Genomic DNA, 18,719 nt, shown 5'->3' on the forward strand with positions numbered 1-18,719 from the left:
TTATGCAAGATCTCTCCATTCCAAGAACAAGTCGCGGAATGTAGGCTTGGAAATAATGAAATGTCAACAGCCCCTAAGCTTCTCATTATTGAATGAGTGTATATTCACCAGGTTGTAAATCTCCTAATTGCCAATCACCTATCCGATGCCTTACCAATCTTAATGTAGGGAAGCCAATGGCGGCAGTCATTTTTCGAATTTGATGATTTTTACCCTCTTTCAGGATGATTTCAATCCAGCTGGTCGGAATGCTTTTTCGTTCTCGTATTGGCGGGTTTCGTGGCCAAAGCAGAGGTTCAGCAATCTGACGAACCTGAGCGGGTAAAAATCTGCATTCTTTAATGGTTAATCCTTCTCGCAATGGTTTTAAATCATCATCGCTAGGAATACCTTCTACTTGTACCCAGTAATACTTGCTTTTTTCAAATTTGGGATGGGTCAATCGATGTTGAAGTGCGCCATCGTTAGTCAATAAAAGCAAACCTTCGCTGTTTTTATCTAATCGCCCTGCCGCATAAAAATCTGGAACCTTAATATATGCTGCCAAGGTCTGCTCATATAGTTCCCCTGTAAATTGCGTTACAACACCAAAGGGTTTATTGAAGAGAATTATAGGAGGCATAGGGTCATGATGATTAAAAATGGTCAGGATTGTAATGGTAGTTTTATTCTTCATCCCAGGCAACTGCTCAATGTATGATTTAAATCAATTCATGGCCGCTATTTGATTGTTTTTTCATTTTTATCACTATACAATGGTGTAAATTTACTCTTAATGGTGAAATTTGTTCATGAAATGGATACTACTTGCTTTATTGGTTTTAGCGCAAACGGGATGTGCGATTAATCATAAAGTGATGGTTGGGGATGAACGTGTTGTCATCCAGCAAACTGTTGGTAAAGGCAAAAAAACCTACGTACACGTACATCACAATGAACAAACCGCTTTGAAAGCAGCAAAAAGAGTCATCCGTAAAGACAATGGCAGTTTGATCACCTTAGTCCACTCAGGTGGGCGAAATATCGTTTTTCATTTAAATAATAAACGCTATGAATTTGATCCCAACAGAATTTATACGGATAATGGAATAAAAAAAACATTGGCTCAATACAGTTCCTATTCACCAGAAGCTCATAGAGAAGTTAAAAAGCTGGCAAATAAAATTAAAGAATTGTTGCCTAATGGCAAAATTATCGCCGTACATAATAATTCTTCATATTCTTTAAAAGACTACTTGCCGGGCCATCAATTGGCTAACGATGCTAAAGCGGTACATATGAGTGCTGATAATTATTTCAGAAACTTTTATTTAGTAACCAAATTCAGTGATTATATTCGCTTAAAACTCCAGGGATTTAATGGAATATTACAAAAGCCTTCAGCAACAGATGATGGATCATTATCTATATATTTGGCTAAAAGCGAATACATTAATGTTGAAGCGGGTTATGATCAGCTATACGAACAAATAAAAATGCTGGAGTATGCTTAGCTACAGTTTGAATGACCAATAATCTGTATGCATTTTTAGACATAATGCGAGCATTGGATTTTGGGTGGGGCGATCAGAATCACCCCACAGAAGGTTAACTTTATAACGGCTCATTTGCTTTATTCATAAATAAATTGTGTTTTTATTTTTGTTTGTGAATTAGGGCCAATATAAAGTTCAAACGCTCCAGGTTCAGATGCATAATCCAGACGTGCATTATAAAAACGAAGCATCGGTTCAGTGATAGTGAAGGTAACGCGTTTGGACTCTCCTTTTTTCAAAAATATTTTTTTAAAGCCTTTGAGTACTCGTTCCGGTTGTGTTGATGATGCTATTTTATCATGGAGGTATAGTTGTACGATTTCGTGACCATCATACGCTCCGTTATTTGTAACAATAATTGACGCAGTAATTGGCGTATTTTTGTGTAATGTCGATCTGTTTAATTGCAGATCATGATATTGAAACCTGGAGTAACTCAAGCCATAACCGAAGGGATATCTTGGTAGATTGGATTCATCAATGTACTTGCTCTTATATTTTTCAGCGAATTGTTGACTGTGCTGGCGGTAAGGCCGGCCAGTAGGTTTGGCATTATAATAGATCGGGATTTGGCCAACATGACGGGGAAAGGTCATGGTTAATTTACCTGATGGATTGTAGCGTCCAAATAAAACATCAGAAACAGCAGTACCTGCTTGGCTGCCACCATACCAGGCTTCTACAATAGCATCGACATGACGATGCGGCCATTCAATGGTTAAAGGTCGTCCATTCATTAATACCAGTATGATGGGTTTATTGAGCTTTTTGAGGGCTTTTAATAATTTTAACTGATTGGGTAATAGCCCAATTCGGGTACGACTGGCAGCTTCGCCGCTCATTCCAAAAGGCTCCCCTAAAACAGCGACCAGAACATCACTTTGATTGGCAACAGATAATGCTTCGTTTAATAATTTTTGAGGATCATCATTTTGTATGGCACCGCCATGTTGGTTCAAATAGGCTACCAACTCCTTATTATCAGAAAAGTTGCAGCCTTTTGCATAAAGAATATCAGCCGCGTACTGATTTTTTTTCAAAGCTTGCCACAGGCTCGTCGCCTCTTCGGGTCGGCCAATGGCTCGCCATTCTCCGAGCTGTTGATTTGCATCTTTTACGAATGGGCCGATAAAGGCTATTTTTTGTTTGGGATTAAGTGGGAGTACCTTGTTGGTATTTTTTAATAAAACAATGCTTTCAAGAGCCGCCTCAAGAGCTAAAGCTTGATGCTCCTTTTTATCATAGGCTAGTTGATCCATTTGATGATAGGGATGTTCAAACAAACCTAAATCCCATTTTACGCCGAGTACTCTTTTTACTGCTTCATTTATTTGTTCTATTGTAATTTGTTTGTCGTTCAATAAAGCAGGTAATTGATTGACATACATCTCTCCAACCATGTCCATATCCGTGGTTGCATTCATGGCTAAACGAGTTACTTCTTTGGCATCACCTACACCATGATCCATCATTTCATTGATGGCAGTGTAATCGGTAACCAGCAAGCCATCAAATTGGTATGCATCACGTAATAGTTCTTTCATTAACCAGTAATTGCCCGTTGCCGGGATGCCATTGATTTCATTAAAGGAGGTCATCACACTTCTGGCTTTAGCTTTAATGGCTGCGACGTATGGGGGTAAATAGTCGTTATGCATTCGCGCCTGGCTCATATCAACAGTGTTGTAATCACGGCCTGCTTCAGCTCCTCCATAGAGGGCAAAATGTTTGACACAAGCCATTATTGATGAAGGTTGGGATAAATCAGTTCCTTGATAGCCTGTGACCATTGCTTGGCCAATTTTTGATGCCAGAAAAGGGTCTTCTCCAGCAGATTCCATCACTCTGCCCCAACGCGGATCCCTCACAATATCGACCATGGGGCTAAAAGTCCAATGAAGCCCATCTTGTGCTGCTTCAATTGCTGATGCATGGGCTAGCTTCTGGATCAGGTCCGGGTTCCAGCTTGAAGCTTGGGCTAGCGGGGTGGGGAAGATGGTGCGATAACCATGAATCACATCAAAACCAAATAACAGGGGTATTTTTAATCGTGATTTTTTAATTGCCAGGTCTTGCAACTCTTTGATAACTTTTGGGGAATAAGCATTCATCAGAGCACCGACTTGGCCCTTTTTGATTTTAGAATCGATTTCCTGATTGCTGACCGGTCCGGTTTCGGTTAACCCGACGGTTAGTAAATTCAATTGGCCAATTTTTTCAGCCGTAGTCATGCGTGCTAACAGAGTCTCAATGAATGCTTCTTTGGGCTTGTCTGGCTGGGCATGTGCTAATGAGACCATACTGCATAGCGCCAAACAACAGAGTTTATAGTGGGTCATATCAATTGATCCTGGGTGAATGAAACCCAATATTTTTTAGTCCTCGCTGCACATCAGGATGAGACATAAATAACCGCCAGAGCAATTGCGTCCGGTAGTTTTCAATCATTACAATTATTGGTCCTTGATCAATGGCCAAAGACCCTTCAGCTACCCAACCGGTTGTTGGATTGTAGGCATCTTTAAATCCTAGAGTACTCCATAATTTGGGATGATTGATGAAGCATTTTAGTGCCTTCATGGATTCATTCGGCGTATAGGGAAACGATGAAAGTGCTGCTGTGGGTGTTAAAACGCCAACGTCTTGAGTCGGGGATTGAGCACCATAGCCATTATCAATATCGGACGCAGTCAATCCCCAACAGCTGTCACTATATCCCTGATAACCTTTGGGATTATCGGCACAATAAGCGTGATTGATTTTGGTGTGAGCGACAGCTTGTTCATAATAGTTAATTGTTCCATCGGTTAATCCATTAGGATCAAGACCAAGGAATGAATAATGTGACCAGAATAACGGACCGCCAAAAGGTACTCCTAGCGGCAATTTCACCCCATAATATTCATTTCCATTATAATAAGTTGGCGAATTTTTATAACAATTTTCATAAACTTCTTTGGAAATTGGATGGGTCGGTGAACTTGCGGCTAATACATAGGTAATCAAGGTTTCATCCCATCCCCGAATTTTATGATTCATATGCCAATCATAATTTGGTGACCAATGCCAATAGAGAGTGTCATTTGTACCATTTGTATGCCAATTCCAGTTTGCATTCCGCCATAATCTATCAATGGTTTGCCGTAATTCCTGTTCTTTAGGAGTGTTACTGTCAAAATATTGATGAACAGTTAATAAGCCTTGAAATAAAAATGCCGATTCAACCAGATCGCTTCCATCATCATACTGCCAAAGAGCAAATGTTTTACCGGTGTCTCCATTCATCCAATGGGGAAATAATCCATGAAACTTATCGGCCTGAGTATCCAGAAAGCGAACTGCTTTAAGCAGATGATCAACTCCTTGTTCTCTGCTAATAAAGTTCCGTTCAACAGCAACAATGGTTGCCATAAAGCCAAATCCTGAACCACCGGTGGTGATAGTGACTCCTGGATCATAATCAGGATAGGTTTGATTACTCCGTTCACGCGCCATACCGCTTGACGGGTGAGCAAAATCATAAAAATAATGATAAGTCTGCCTTTGCACTTGAGTCAGTAATTCTTCTTCTGTTTTTGTGAAAGCGAAACTTGCTTGAGTGATGCAAAATAATAGAAATAAACTGATTATTGCGTTCATGAAAATTGATAATTCCCTTTAAGTTAGATGGATGCTGCGTTATTCAGAACCTCATTGGTTGCTCAATTTCAATTTAAAATGAATTGACAACGGACCAAACCAGTTATTTTAAAATAGATGTTCTGATGAGATGAACCTGGGCTTAGTGCTTAAGTGATAGCAGTATTGATTGAACGTAGACTCCTATCAGGACTCACACTTGGATAACCCCATATTCGCTAGCATCTATTCTGGCTGTAAGCAGTGAAGCATCACATAAATAAATGATGTTTTCAACATGCTTCTCAGCCAGTAAGCTTTGGCAATTGATCTCGAAACCTTCTAGCTCGTTCGCTTTTGGGTATCCCCGAGAATGTATAACATGTCTATCGCAACTGAAGCCTCTACGAGTGCTGTGGTTTGAGCCACGTCATATGGCGGAGATCCCTCGACAACATCGCCTCCAATCATGTTCAATCCAACCAGACCCCATATTTAAAATTTATATAAATTCATATTTGGGATTCGGTGTTATCACATGCTATGATTTATCTCTCTAAAATTTACGGAGTGGTCAATGACATACGATAAAATAAAAGTACCTGCACAAGGTGAAGCCATTACAGTGGCAGCTGATCTTTCTCTTCGTGTACCCAATAATCCCATAATTCCCTTTATAGAAGGTGATGGTATCGGGGTTGATGTGACGCCTCCGATGATTCGTGTTGTTGATGCTGCTGTTGAGAAAGCATATGGCAATAAGAGAAAAATTGCCTGGATGGAAGTGTATGCTGGCGAGAAGGCCACTCAGGTTTATGGCAGTGATCAATGGTTACCGAAAGAAACTATAGACGCACTGAAAAAATATGTGGTCTCGATTAAAGGTCCTTTAACTACGCCTGTTGGTGGTGGTATACGCTCTTTGAACGTTGCTATTCGTCAGGATATGGATCTTTATACCTGTTTACGTCCTGTCCGTTATTTTAAAGGTGTTCCAAGCCCAGTCAGAGAGCCTTGGAAAACTGATATGGTCATCTTCCGTGAAAATGCTGAAGATATCTATGCTGGAATTGAATGGTCCGCTGATTCTCCAGAAGCTAAAAAAGTAATTCAGTTTTTGCAAACTGAAATGGGGGTTAAAAAGATTCGCTTCCCTGAACATTGCGGTATTGGTGTCAAACCAGTATCTAAAGAAGGTACTACCCGTTTGGTGAAAGCTGCAATTCAGTATGCTATTGATAATGATCGTCAGACTGTTACTTTGGTCCATAAAGGCAACATTATGAAGTTTACCGAAGGTGCATTTAAGGATTGGGGATATCAGGTTGCTCGTGATACATTTGGCGCAAAGGAATATCAAGGCGGCCCCTGGATGGAATTCAAAAACCCCAAGACGGGCAAGCAAATTATCATAAACGATGTCATTGCTGATGCATTTTTACAACAAATCTTGCTAAGACCTGAAGAGTATAGTGTTATCGCCACCTTGAACTTGAATGGTGATTACATTTCTGATGCTTTAGCTGCTCAGGTTGGCGGTATAGGAATAGCACCTGGGGCTAATATGAGTGATGATGTTGCCGTGTTTGAAGCTACTCATGGAACCGCACCAAAATATGCCGGTCAGAATAAGGTGAACCCAGGTTCTATTATTCTTTCTGCTGAAATGATGTTACGACATATGGGTTGGACTGAAGCTGCTGATTTGATTATTAAAGGCATGGAAGGTGCAATTGAAGCGAAAACAGTGACTTATGATTTCGAACGTGGTATGTCCGGTGCTACATTAGTAAGTAGTTCTGGCTTTGCTGATGAAATGATAAAACACATGTAAGCAGGATGTGTTGACAATTCATCAAGCGATTGTAAACTTCCCGCGACGCGTTCGCGGGGTGTCTCAGTTCGGATTGTCAACACATGCTGGTATTAAGTATTCAACGATGCGTGAATCTATGGATGGCTTTAAACTATGAAACGTTACGAGTTGACGTTATGGTTTAATCCATTAAACCAATCAAGTACTTTGATGATTGGAAGGTCAAATCCTGGCTCTATACAGTTTAGAGTGCTCTTTTTGTAAAAGAAGCATCGACTTATAAAATAATCAATTTTCAGTAATGGTTTTTATAAGAGCATTGATGTTAAATTGATACGATAAATTTACAATTGAGTGAGTTCTTACTAGCCAATATGCTGTTGATTATTTCAAAGGCTAAATATTTAATTAAAAATAGCGAAATTTACTGGCCAAATGTGTGTAGGGAGTCTATAAAAATAGTATGAGGTTGTAAGTTATGAGCGGGCAAAATTTAGAGGAATATGTCAGGCACGAGATAGCTGATACTGAATCAAGTACAGAAGTTAAGCTGCCTAGAAAGTATAAAGTTGTATTGCTCAATGATGACTATACACCAATGGATTTTGTGGTAGAAGTACTGAAACATTTTTTTCATTTAAGTGAAGAAATTGCAATTCAGGTGATGTTACAGGTTCATATGCAAGGGAAGGGCGTATGTGGCGTGTTTACAAGAGATATAGCGGAAACAAAAGTCGCCCTAGTAAATGAATACGCCAGAATGAATCAACATCCATTGCTATCTAGCATGGAACCCGAATGACTGGTGGTGGGCTGGAAAGGAGCAACGACAATGTTAAATAAAGAACTAGAATTCACCTTGAATCTAGCCTTCAAGGAAGCAAAAGAAAAGCGTCATGAATTTATGACTGTTGAACATTTGCTGTTGTCCTTGCTTGATAACCCAGCAGCAGGTAATGTGTTGCAGGCATGTGACGCAAACATCGAGGCTCTTCGCCGAGATTTAGTTGAATTTATTGATGAAACTACGCCAAGAATTCCTGAAGATGAACTTGACAGGGAAACTCAGCCAACTTTGGGTTTTCAGCGAGTATTACAACGCGCTGTGTTTCATGTGCAATCTGCTGGAAAAACAGAAGTAACCGGCGCCAATGTGCTGGCTGCTATATTCAGTGAACAAGAAAGTCAGGCAGTATATTTTCTTAGAAGAGAAAATATTACCAGACTTGATGTTATTAATTACATTTCGCATGGTGTTTCAAAATATCAAAATAACGAGATGCAAGACAACATGAACTCTTCTATGGATGAGGACATGATGTCACCTGAGGGTAATGAATCTCCTCTGGACAGTTACTGTACGAATCTTAATCGACGTGCCAAACAAGGTAAAATTGATCCGTTAATTGGCCGGCATGAAGAAATTCAGCGTACTATCCAGGTTCTGTGCAGACGCCGCAAAAATAATCCATTGCTCGTCGGTGAAGCTGGAGTAGGTAAAACCGCTATTGCAGAAGGGTTAGCCCGTCGTATCGTGGACGGAGAGATACCTGATGCTATTCGTGGTTGTGTTGTTTATTCACTCGATTTGGGGGCTTTATTAGCTGGAACCAAATATCGTGGTGATTTTGAGAAGCGTTTGAAAGCGGTTCTTAAACAATTGGGGCAACAAGAGGGCGCTGTTTTATTTATAGATGAAATTCATACCATTATCGGCGCAGGTGCTGCCTCAGGTGGTGTTATGGATGCATCCAACTTGATAAAGCCGTTGTTGGCCAATGGTGAATTAAAATGTATTGGATCGACAACTTATCAGGAATACCGTGGCATTTTTGAAAAAGACAGAGCTTTGGCCAGACGTTTTCAAAAAATAGATATCTCCGAACCAACGGTTGATGAAACTTTTGAAATACTGAAAGGATTGAAGGGCCGTCTGGAAGAACATCACGGCGTTAAATTCACTATACCTTCATTAAAAGCAGCAGCAGAATTAGCAGCGAAATACATTAACGATCGATTTTTACCTGATAAAGCAATTGACGTGGTGGATGAAGCTGGCGCTTACCAGAACCTGTTAACTGCTAACAAACGTAAAAAAATTATTAGCGTCACCGAAATTGAAAGTGTTGTTGCTAAAATTGCCCGTATACCCATCAAGAAAGTCTCTGCTCGAGATAAAGATACATTGCGTAATTTAGAGCGTGACCTGAAATTACTGGTTTATGGACAAGATCAGGCGATTACTGCACTTGCATCAGCGATTAAATTAGGTCGGTCAGGTCTTCGAGAACCACAAAAACCTGTTGGATGCTTCCTGTTTGCAGGACCTACAGGAGTTGGTAAAACAGAGGTCACACGACAATTGGCTAATGTTCTGGGAATTGAGTTGCTGCGATTTGATATGTCAGAGTACATGGAAAAGCATACAGTGTCACGTTTAATCGGTGCTCCTCCTGGATATGTTGGTTATGATCAAGGCGGGCTTTTGACTGAAGCTGTGACTAAAAACCCGCATGCTGTTTTATTACTGGATGAAATTGAAAAAGCCCATCCGGATGTCTTTAATTTGCTATTACAGATTATGGACCACGGTACTTTGACAGATACAAACGGAAGACAGGCTGATTTCAGACACATCATTTTAGTGATGACCAGTAATGCTGGTGCCAGTGAGATTGTGCGTAACTCAATAGGATTCTCCAGACAGGATAATGCTAACGATGGATTGGAAGTAATTAAGAAACAATTTAGTCCTGAATTTAGAAACAGACTGGATGCGATTATCAATTTTGCCCCATTAGATTCACTAACTATTGGTTTGGTTGTTGATAAATTTATCATGGAGCTTGATGAGCAACTCAGTCATAAAGGTGTTACGTTTACTGTTGATAAATCTGCTCGTGAATGGTTAATTGAGCATGGTTACGATAAAGCGATGGGTGCTCGTCCCATGGCGCGTTTGATACAGGAAAATGTGAAAAAACCATTAGCAGATGAACTTTTATTCGGTAAATTGATGCATGGTGGTCATGTTACGCTTAGAGTAAAAGATGGTAAGTTGCATTTTGACAGTCAGGACCATCGTGAAGGTGTCTTTTAATATTCAGAAAAGGTGCTTTTTAATTATCTCTGGAAGCTAATCATTTCTTAAATCCTGCGGCTTGCCGCAGGATCTTATCGAAGCTCAAAAATCCTGTTTGCTTGCAAACAGGCTACTACTTGGTACGTTATGGGACTTTCAGACATTGACATCAACAGCAGTTACGCTGCATGCAGAATTTTAGATGACCAAATCAATTGAACAGTACAAATTTAATGGGATCGTGCAACCTTGCAGGAGATTCCTCGCTACGCTCGGAAAGACGTCATATTTTTAATGGGACAGCCGTGATTTGATAAAGCGTGCCAGTTACAATCCTGATTAATTCTGGATATAATGTTCCTTTTCTGCTTATTTCATTGGCCATGCTCACAGTAATTATTATAACTAAAAATGAAGAGTCTAACATTCGACGATGTTTGGAGTCTGTACGTTTTGCTGATGAAATTATAGTTGTTGATTCAGGTAGTACTGACAATACCGTAGCAATTGCTCGTGAATATACCGATAAGGTGTTTCAGACGGACTGGCAGGGGTACGGAATTCAAAAGCAACGAGCATTGGCAAAAGCAACTGGTGATTGGGTTTTGAACCTTGATGCAGATGAGTCTGTTAGTAGTGCGTTGCAGGAAGAAATCATGAAAGTCATTTCATCTGATTCAGCTGACGCATTTCGTGTGCCCATTCAAATGTTCTTTTACAACAAGCTTTTAAAATATTCAGCATCACCAAAAAGACATATACGGTTGTTTAAACGAGCTAACGCTAATTACAGCAATGACATTGTTCATGAAAAAATACTGGTATCAGCAACGGCACGTATTGGCAAATTAAAAAATGCCATACAGCATCACTCGTATAGAGATTTAAGTCATGTCTTGTATAAGCTTAATAAATATTCATCATACTCCGCAAAAATTCGAATTGAATCTAATAAAAATATGAGCTTCATTCGGGTTTTAGCGAGTACAAGCTGGATGTTTAGTCGATGTTTTATTTTACAGCGTGGATTTTTAGATGGTAAGCTTGGATTTTTATTTGCTGTTATTAGCGCGCAAGGAACTTTTTATCGTGGTGTAAAACAGATTTATAGAGATCGTAATATCAATGAGTTACCTTGTATAACAAATACCGATAAGGATGAAATGTGAGACTACCATTGCTGGAAGGAAAGGGTATATTGGTAACTTCAATATTATTTGTCTTGTTTATGTTTTTTATTCCAATTAGCCCCACCTTTAAATCGATTTTTTTTGCTTGTGCGGTTGGAGCCGTATTACTGACCCCGCAATACAGTCAATACATTCCGTATGCATTTAATTCATTATGGGGGCTATCTGCTTTAGCTTTATTGTTATTTTCTGTAATTGCTTGCCTTTGGAGTCCTGCACCTTTTTCCATGCAATTGACGGTAGTTGGTAAATATTCAAAATTAATTTATCTACCAGTGCTTGCTGTTGCATTTATAAATCCCAAAATAAGAACGATGACGCTGAACAGTTATTTGGCAGCCATGCTTTTAACCTGCATTATTTCTATACTTAAAGCTGAGAATATATTGACGCAAGGTGACCCTGGCGAAGTTTTTTATAATCATATTATTACCGGGTTTATGATGGGTTTTGCTGCTTATATAGCAGGTCTTTATGCTTTTAGATACACAGGCTGGTTGAGAGGGATATACTCCTTCCTTGTCGGATTAATGAGTTATCAGGTACTTTTCATCAATACGGGTAGAACCGGTTATGTTGTCTATTTTATTTTAATGGCTTTTCTGATTATTCAAAAGCTCAGTATTAAAAAAGCATTAGTGGGTGTTGTATTGTTTAGCAGCCTGGTAGGATTGGTTTATCATGAAAGTCCAATCATGTATGCCCGAGTTCATGATTTAATCTCGGACATTAAGGCTTTAAAACAGAACAACCAAAATACATCACTGGGGTATAGAATACAGTTCCATAATTATGCTCAATCCTTATGGGATAAACACCCGATTTTTGGCATTGGTACAGGTGGTTTTAAATACAGTTTCTCACAAGATAATCCAGTGCCCAGTTGGGGGCCAGAGCTGACTGATCCTCACAGTCAATATTGGATGACTCTATCAGAACAGGGATTGGCAGGCTTGGTGTTATTAATCATCTTTTTAGGCAGTTTATTGATTACTTCATTTCAATTAACTGAAACGAAACCGATCCTTTTAGGAATACTTATTTCATTCTGCATCGGTTCTTTCTCAGATACTATTTTGTGCTATTCAACAGCAGGTTATTTATTAGTGGTAATGAGTGCTTTATGTTTTGGCGAGCTTATTGAGCAACGCAAGATGAAAAGCGTCAATGAATCTAATCTGACTTCTGCTGATGATGCAATGAAGCTAAGCCCGGTTGTATAGAAAGAGTTGGCCACACATGGTAGAAGTGATGAACCGGGCCATTACCAAAACCTACAGAGGTCTCTTTAGCCGCTTCAATGGCATGAGTTAAATAGTTTTTTGCAAAGCTACAGGCTTGATTTAAATTCATATTTTGAGCAAGACATGCTGCAATTGCCGCAGATAAGGTACAACCGGTTCCATGTGTATTCTTCGAGTTAATCCTGGTATTTTTGTACCATGCTATTGATCCGTCAGCTCCATAAAGTAAATCATTGGATTCTGCAGATTGCAGATGCCCACCTTTTAGTAATACATGTTTTGGGCCTAAGCCAATGAGTTTCTGAGCTACAGATATCATGTCTTCCTCCGAGGAAGCATTGATGCCTGTAAAAGAGTACGCTTCAGGGATATTGGGCGTGATTAATGTTGTAAGAGGCATGAGTACCGAGGTTAATGTATCGACTGCTTCAGGCAATAATAAGGCATCACCACTTTTGGCGACGGTCACCGGATCAAGGACAATTGGAATATCGGTCGCTCTTTTTTTAAGAATACAAGCAACCAGCTCAATAATCTCACTTTTAAACAACATACCAATTTTAATGCTGTCGGGTCTTATATCATCAAAAATGGCATTGAGCTGATCTTCAATTGCTTGCAGCGGGATTTCATAACAGGTTCTTACACCACAGGTATTCTGCACTGGCAGTGCGGTTAGAACAGTCATTCCATAACAGCCTAAAGCGGAAAACGTTTTAAGATCAGCCTGAATTCCAGCACCTCCAGAACCATCAAAACCTGCTATGGATAAAGCTTTATAGTGCATTAGATGTTTACTCTTGAGTGTTTGATTGCTTCAGTAAAAAAATTCCAGTCCGGATCGTATAAATTATCAATAAAGGCTTGCCTGAATGTACCTGGTTTTTGTGTTTGTTGGTGGGTTAATTGGCCGCATAAACCAAAAAAAGCCGCAGCATGTGAACTTGTTTGAAAGTGATTGGGATTAACAGCGGCAAATGCGCTAAGAACCGCGGTCATAGTGCATCCCATTCCGGTGATTAGAGGCATGAGATCCGAGCCAAAAGGAAGTAATTGTTTTTGGGTACCATCGGTTATAAAGTCTTCTGGCCCACTGATCACTATGATGCTATTGTGAGAATGAGCCAAGGACATTGCCCCGTCCATTGCATTCTCGACTTGATGAGTCGTTTCAACTCCTTTGGTTAATCCATGCATTCCGGTTAAAGAAATGATTTCACTGGCATTACCTCTGATAATATCTGCCAAGGGCAGGATTTTGAGGGAGGCAGATGTTCTTAATTTACTGGCTCCAGAACCCACAGGATCCAATATGACTGGTTTATTCAAAGAACGAGCCAGGTTCGCGGCATAAAGGGCTCTTGCTATAAAGGCATCGTTTAAGGTACCAGTGTTGATGTATACAGCTTGACAAATATTCACTAACTCTGCCAATTCGGAACTATCCTCTGACATCAGGGGTGCTGCGCCAAGTGCAAGCAGGCTGTTTGCCATAAAGTCCATAGTGACGTAATTGGTTAAACACAGTATTAATGGGTTTATTTTCCTGATTTGGAGGAAAGAGCTTTTTATGTCGTTGAACATCTTTTAAAAACTCCTCTGGTCAATGATTTTGCGGAGTGTTAATGCCATATCTGCTGGATGCTTTGCCAGATGCAACGCGCCTATCACAGCTACTCCTTGTGCGCCAGCCTGAAGAACGTCGATTAAATTGTCCTCGTTAATTCCTCCAATACCAATCAGAGGATGTTTGGAGTGGTTGGATAGATGAGTTACTCCCTCCAGGCCCCATATTTTTTTCAGATTATTTTTATGATGGCTTGGAAAAACCGCGCTTGCGGCAACATAACTAAGTTCTGAGCGATTGGCTTGAGTTAATTCATCCTCCGACTCTATTGAAAGACCAATGAATTTATTAATGCCCAATAGACTTCTGGCTTTCAATGGGCAGGTATCTGATTGCCCAAGATGTACGCCATCCGCGTGCACCTGCATGGCAAGATGAACATCATCATTAATAATCAGGGGAATTTGATAAGTGCTCAGAAGGTGTTTTAATTCCAGAGCAAATTCTAATTTAAAGGATTCATCTGCATTTTTTTCTCTCAATTGAACGGATGTGACTCCTGATGAGATGCACTGCTTTATAAAATTCAGGTATTGAGGAATAGGAGTAGTCTGTCGATGAGTAATCAACATTAATTTATAAAATTCGACGCTCATAACAACCTGTTTCACCCATATTTCATTATCTGGATGGGGCAATTTTTAGTACGTCAATACTAACTGAACAACCGTATTTTGTCTAATGGATCAGGGTTAGAGCGTCTGCTACAAGGCTTGCTCCATAATTCATATGTTTCGTTTTTAGGGGTACACAAATTAGCACGAAAATAATCCAATTCTTCGTGCTTGCAATGGAATCACGGCTGTCCCATTAAAAATGTGACGTCTTTCCGAGCGTAGCGAGGAATCTCCTGCAAGGTTGCACGATCCCATTACAATGCGGCCATTAAAATCATATCAAGAGTTGAGTCTCCCCAGCCAGCCTTTTTCTGCAGGCGCCTAATGACATCATTAAATTCCTTGTAAAAACAGTGAGTTTAAAAGGTAATGATAATTATTGCATTAATTCAGATTGTGCCAATTTGCAGGAGATTCCTCGCTACGCTCGGAAAGACGTCATATTTTTAATGGGACAGCCGTGGTAATGGAATATCAAACAGTTGTAATTTTTTTCCAAATCAAAATAGTCATCAACTCACGGTTTCACAGGGAGAAACATATTAACTCATTATACTTGTGTATTGGTGATAGGATTCGACGGGATGACAGTGGTTCACTCAAATCGTATCGTTAGTCCCCATTATGTTATTAATCTTGATGTTTTATAGATTTCTCCCTTCTGTAATTCAAATACATATGTTTTATAATTTCTTCGCGTTGAACTTCTTCTGTTCCTCCGCCAATTGATGATGCTATTGAGGATGCTAGTAAATAATCGTAGCGATCTTTCTGTACGCCATAACTACCAAAAATCTTGATAATATGCATAATCGCATCCGTCGCTAAATTAGCACCATAGAATTTTGATATCGATGCTAATAGGGAGGATTCCTGTCCATTCATAAATTTTTCAATAGCCTGGTAGGCAAGCAATTTTGAAATTTCGTAATTGCATTTAATGTCAGTCAATCTTTTGCGGATGTATTGATGCTCAATGATTTTTTTATTAAAAACGATGCGTGTATCGGTATATTCTATGGCTTCTTCCATGATTCGCTCCAGAACACCGATATTAACAAAACCTACTAATAATCGCTCTCTAGAAAAAATTGAGTGTAAAATAGTATACCCATCTCCGATTTTTCCAAGAATAAACTCTGATGGAACTTGAACATTGCTAAAATCAATTTGACCGGTCGCAGAATCTTCAACGCCTGATGCACATAAAGAATGTGTGTTATCAACCCCATTCCATGAAGAATCAACTGCTACAATAACGGGCTGGTGAGTATCCATTATTTCCGCAGTCACCAGCATTAAATTTGCAATTGATCCATTAGTTATAGACCATTTAGTTCCATTCAGGATAAATCCTTTATCATTTGGAATTAATTTTGTTTGTATTAATTTGGATTCTGAACCACCATGTAATTCTGATCCTGCTTGTGCGGTGATTAATTTTCCAGAGATCAGTGAGTCCCAATATTTGTTTTTCAATGCGTCAGATCCAAATTGATTTATCATTGGCATAACAACACCGGCTTGGATTATCAATGACGAGCATGAACCGGGACATCGCATTCCATAAGACAATCCCTCAAGTGCAGCGGCTAAAAAATGAAGACCATCTTCGTTATTATATTGAATTGAATTAAGAAAAAAATGTTCATCACTAAGCCTTTTCCATAGTCCTTCGGGTAAACACCCTTTTTTGCGAGCTTCCTGACAGGCATTCTCGAATTTTTTGCCAATATCTGCATAGTGATTTTTTATATCTAAAAATAATGTGCTATCCATAAAGAAATACCTTATTTAATGTGTATTTTTTTGTCCGGAAATAATGCTGTTTGCAAGGTCTTGAACGGTCTGAATAGAGGCCAGGGATTCATCGGAAAGTGTACAATGAAATTCATCTTCAATATCACATACTAATTCAGTGAGTTGCATTGAAGATACACCAAGATCATAGTTTAAATTGGTGTTTGGCTTTACTTGTATTTGGTCGATATGCAAAGATTTCGAAATAACGCCGATTAGCTTTTCATAGATTTCTGTATTAGAAGAGTTGCTTTTCATAGCTTTGGCTCCAAAAATTTAATGTTCATTTTCTTTCCATTCATGCATAATCTCGAGCTTTTTACTGATCAGGAGTTCTTTGGTTTCAAATCGTTTTAATTTACCACTGGTTGTTTTAGGTAAGGATTTAGGGCTTATTAAGGCAATCCAAAACACAGGCAACTCATGTTCAATTTGTACTTTATGTTTTATTGCATCAATTATTTGCGGCCCTTCATTTTTGATGTCTTCTGCGTTGGTTTCACAAACGATCACTAACCGTTCATTATTGTTATGATCCAATGCAAAGCAAGCACACTGGTTTACACGTATTAATGGGTGTGCGGTAGAAACTGTATGTTCGATATCGTGAGAGTAGTGATTGACACCATTGACTATTATCAGATCTTTAATTCGGCCGGTAACAAACAACTCCCCATCTTCTGATAAAAATCCTAAGTCACCTGTTTTTAAATATAATTTATCGTTATTAACACCTCTATAGGAAGAAAAAAATTCTTTATCGTTACTTTGGGTGTAATTCCAATAACCTTTCGACACACTTTGGCTTGAAAAACATATCTCACCGATTACATTGGGTGGACATGGAAGGTTGGTACTATTTGAAATAATAACCAGGTCATCAATAGGTAATCCGCAACTAATCAGTTTTTTAGTCTTTCCTTTAGCCGAATTGATTTTAATGCTGCTATCTTGGTTAAGACTGTCTCTGGATACTTCGATAACTTTTGGTTTTGATCCTGGTGAATGAGATGTAACAACTAAAGTCGACTCTGCTAATCCGTAGCTAGGGCATAAGGCATTTTCTGTAAATCCATGAGGTTTAAAAGCCGAAATAAAAGATTCTATAGTCTCATATCTAATTGGCTCAGCGCCACTCCAGGCTGCAAACCAATTGGAAAGATCGAGTTTATTTCGAACTTCTAAAGGTATTTTCTTGACACAATAATCGTATGAAAAATTAGGACCGCCACTATATACTCTTTGTTTCATATTGCTAATGGTAGTAAGCCACTTAGCAGGATGCTTAAGAAATGTTATAGGACTCATCAGATTGGTTTCTGTACCACTGTATATAGGTTCAAGTATACCGCCAATTAATCCCATATCATGGTAGGGAGGCAACCAGGATACAAAAACATCATCATTTTTGATACAAAAGGCATGATTGATTTTTTCAAGATTATGTATAATGTTTTTATGAGATATCATTACCCCCTTGGGTACACCAGTTGAGCCTGATGTGTATTGGAGAAATGCTAACATATCTCCTTGAATATCGGGTTTGCTCCATTTTGTCTCTAAGGTAATGGGGATTGTATCAGTTGCGATCCATTTTAACTGGTCCAGGTTCCAGTTTGTAAGTTGGACGTTATAAGGAATTAGTTTATTTGTAAAATAATTGACTAGTGGTACTCCGTTAATCCATTTTAGCCTTCTAAGATTTTTTAATTTTTTTAAAATCACTTCTGTTGAAAGCAAGACGGATGGATTTGAGTTTTGTATTATATTTTGTAATTTGTGGACTAATTTGGGATTGTGAGGAGGATAAACTAGTATAGGTATTAAGCCGGCATACATCGCCCCAAAAAATGCACTGATTAGATCCAACCCGGGTTGATAAATTAAAATAGCCCGTTCGCCTGCTTTGAATTGTTTATTTTGTAATAGAGCTGCAATTTTTCGTGAATTTATATCAAGCTCTTTATAAGACAACGTCTGGATTTGTTCCTCACCGTTATTATCCACTGTCATGAAGCTGCAGGCAATCTTATTATTGTTTTGGATAGCTTGAAACTCTAATAGATCAACAAGAGTGGAGCCAGAAAATTTAGGCGATTTGGAGTTTTCCATTTTAATTACTTGCTTTTTTTTAGTTTAACATGATTTCAGATTAGACGGTTTTTATGCAATGTGCAAATTGCTGTGACC

The 18,719-nt window shown here is 39.1% G+C and carries 16 protein-coding genes; 6 read left to right on the forward strand and 10 right to left on the reverse strand.

Features of this window, described 5'->3' with window-relative positions:
* Positions 1 to 85 precede the first annotated feature (85 nt).
* Positions 86 to 622, reverse strand: coding sequence for a pseudouridine synthase (locus ELY21_RS12195; protein ID WP_127109936.1), 537 nt, complete (start codon positions 620 to 622; stop codon positions 86 to 88).
* Positions 623 to 791: 169 nt separating this feature from the next.
* On the opposite strand from ELY21_RS12195, the gene ELY21_RS12200 reads away from it, so the two are divergent.
* On the forward strand, positions 792 to 1,493 hold the full coding sequence (locus ELY21_RS12200; RefSeq protein WP_127109864.1) for a protein tyrosine phosphatase: 702 nt from the start codon (positions 792 to 794) through the stop codon (positions 1,491 to 1,493).
* A 119-nt stretch (positions 1,494 to 1,612) separates the two neighbouring features.
* Here the strand turns inward: ELY21_RS12200 and bglX are convergent, their stop codons facing one another.
* From bglX to ELY21_RS16055, 3 genes are all read right to left on the reverse strand, one after another.
* Positions 1,613 to 3,874, reverse strand: a complete 2,262-nt coding sequence (gene bglX, locus ELY21_RS12205) for a beta-glucosidase BglX (protein WP_199741710.1) — start codon at positions 3,872 to 3,874, stop codon at positions 1,613 to 1,615.
* Between the two features lies 1 nt (position 3,875).
* Positions 3,876 to 5,174 (reverse strand): glucoamylase family protein, encoded by a 1,299-nt coding sequence (locus ELY21_RS12210; protein WP_127109866.1) that lies wholly within the window; start codon positions 5,172 to 5,174, stop codon positions 3,876 to 3,878.
* Positions 5,175 to 5,495: 321 nt separating this feature from the next.
* Positions 5,496 to 5,630 carry an arginase family protein gene (locus ELY21_RS16055; RefSeq protein ID WP_370272635.1) on the reverse strand — a complete coding sequence of 45 codons (135 nt, stop codon included), beginning with the start codon at positions 5,628 to 5,630 and terminating at the stop codon, positions 5,496 to 5,498.
* Between the two features lie 100 nt (positions 5,631 to 5,730).
* Here ELY21_RS16055 and icd point away from each other — a divergent pair, with 100 nt between their 5' ends.
* The 5 genes from icd (at position 5,731) to ELY21_RS12235 (ending at position 12,464) form a co-directional block, all read left to right on the forward strand.
* Entirely contained in the window at positions 5,731 to 6,987 is a 1,257-nt protein-coding gene (icd, locus tag ELY21_RS12215) for an NADP-dependent isocitrate dehydrogenase (RefSeq protein ID WP_127109868.1), read from the forward strand.
* Positions 6,988 to 7,447: 460 nt separating this feature from the next.
* The gene (gene clpS, locus ELY21_RS12220; RefSeq protein WP_127109870.1) at positions 7,448 to 7,771 is read left to right on the forward strand and encodes an ATP-dependent Clp protease adapter ClpS; all 324 of its coding nucleotides are present in this window, start codon (positions 7,448 to 7,450) and stop codon (positions 7,769 to 7,771) included.
* A gap of 30 nt (positions 7,772 to 7,801) precedes the next feature.
* On the forward strand, positions 7,802 to 10,069 hold the full coding sequence (gene clpA / locus ELY21_RS12225; RefSeq protein ID WP_028385114.1) for an ATP-dependent Clp protease ATP-binding subunit ClpA: 2,268 nt from the start codon (positions 7,802 to 7,804) through the stop codon (positions 10,067 to 10,069).
* 365 nt (positions 10,070 to 10,434) lie between these two features.
* The gene (locus tag ELY21_RS12230) at positions 10,435 to 11,220 is read left to right on the forward strand and encodes a glycosyltransferase family 2 protein (protein ID WP_127109940.1); all 786 of its coding nucleotides are present in this window, start codon (positions 10,435 to 10,437) and stop codon (positions 11,218 to 11,220) included.
* The gene (locus tag ELY21_RS12235; protein WP_127109872.1) at positions 11,217 to 12,464 is read left to right on the forward strand and encodes an O-antigen ligase; all 1,248 of its coding nucleotides are present in this window, start codon (positions 11,217 to 11,219) and stop codon (positions 12,462 to 12,464) included. Before ELY21_RS12230 ends, ELY21_RS12235 begins: the two co-directional genes overlap by 4 nt.
* Here ELY21_RS12235 and thiD read toward each other — a convergent pair.
* From thiD to ELY21_RS12265, 6 genes are all read right to left on the reverse strand, one after another.
* Positions 12,415 to 13,272, reverse strand: a complete 858-nt coding sequence (thiD, locus tag ELY21_RS12240; RefSeq protein ID WP_127109874.1) for a bifunctional hydroxymethylpyrimidine kinase/phosphomethylpyrimidine kinase — start codon at positions 13,270 to 13,272, stop codon at positions 12,415 to 12,417. The genes ELY21_RS12235 and thiD overlap by 50 nt on opposite strands.
* On the reverse strand, positions 13,272 to 14,069 hold the full coding sequence (gene thiM / locus ELY21_RS12245) for a hydroxyethylthiazole kinase (protein WP_127109876.1): 798 nt from the start codon (positions 14,067 to 14,069) through the stop codon (positions 13,272 to 13,274). The genes thiD and thiM overlap by 1 nt, the downstream gene beginning before the upstream one ends.
* Before the next feature lie 3 nt (positions 14,070 to 14,072).
* A complete protein-coding gene (gene thiE / locus ELY21_RS12250; protein ID WP_127109878.1) occupies positions 14,073 to 14,708 on the reverse strand; it encodes a thiamine phosphate synthase in 636 nt (211 codons plus the stop codon).
* A gap of 651 nt (positions 14,709 to 15,359) precedes the next feature.
* The gene (locus ELY21_RS12255; RefSeq protein ID WP_127109880.1) at positions 15,360 to 16,508 is read right to left on the reverse strand and encodes an acyl-CoA dehydrogenase family protein; all 1,149 of its coding nucleotides are present in this window, start codon (positions 16,506 to 16,508) and stop codon (positions 15,360 to 15,362) included.
* A 15-nt stretch (positions 16,509 to 16,523) separates the two neighbouring features.
* The gene (locus ELY21_RS12260) at positions 16,524 to 16,787 is read right to left on the reverse strand and encodes an acyl carrier protein (protein ID WP_127109882.1); all 264 of its coding nucleotides are present in this window, start codon (positions 16,785 to 16,787) and stop codon (positions 16,524 to 16,526) included.
* 18 nt (positions 16,788 to 16,805) lie between these two features.
* Positions 16,806 to 18,641 (reverse strand): fatty acyl-AMP ligase, encoded by a 1,836-nt coding sequence (locus ELY21_RS12265; RefSeq protein WP_127109884.1) that lies wholly within the window; start codon positions 18,639 to 18,641, stop codon positions 16,806 to 16,808.
* Between the last annotated feature and the right edge of the window lie 78 nt (positions 18,642 to 18,719).

The organism is Legionella sp. km535 (genome assembly GCF_003990085.1).
Classification (GTDB): Bacteria; Pseudomonadota; Gammaproteobacteria; order Legionellales; family Legionellaceae; genus Legionella; species Legionella moravica.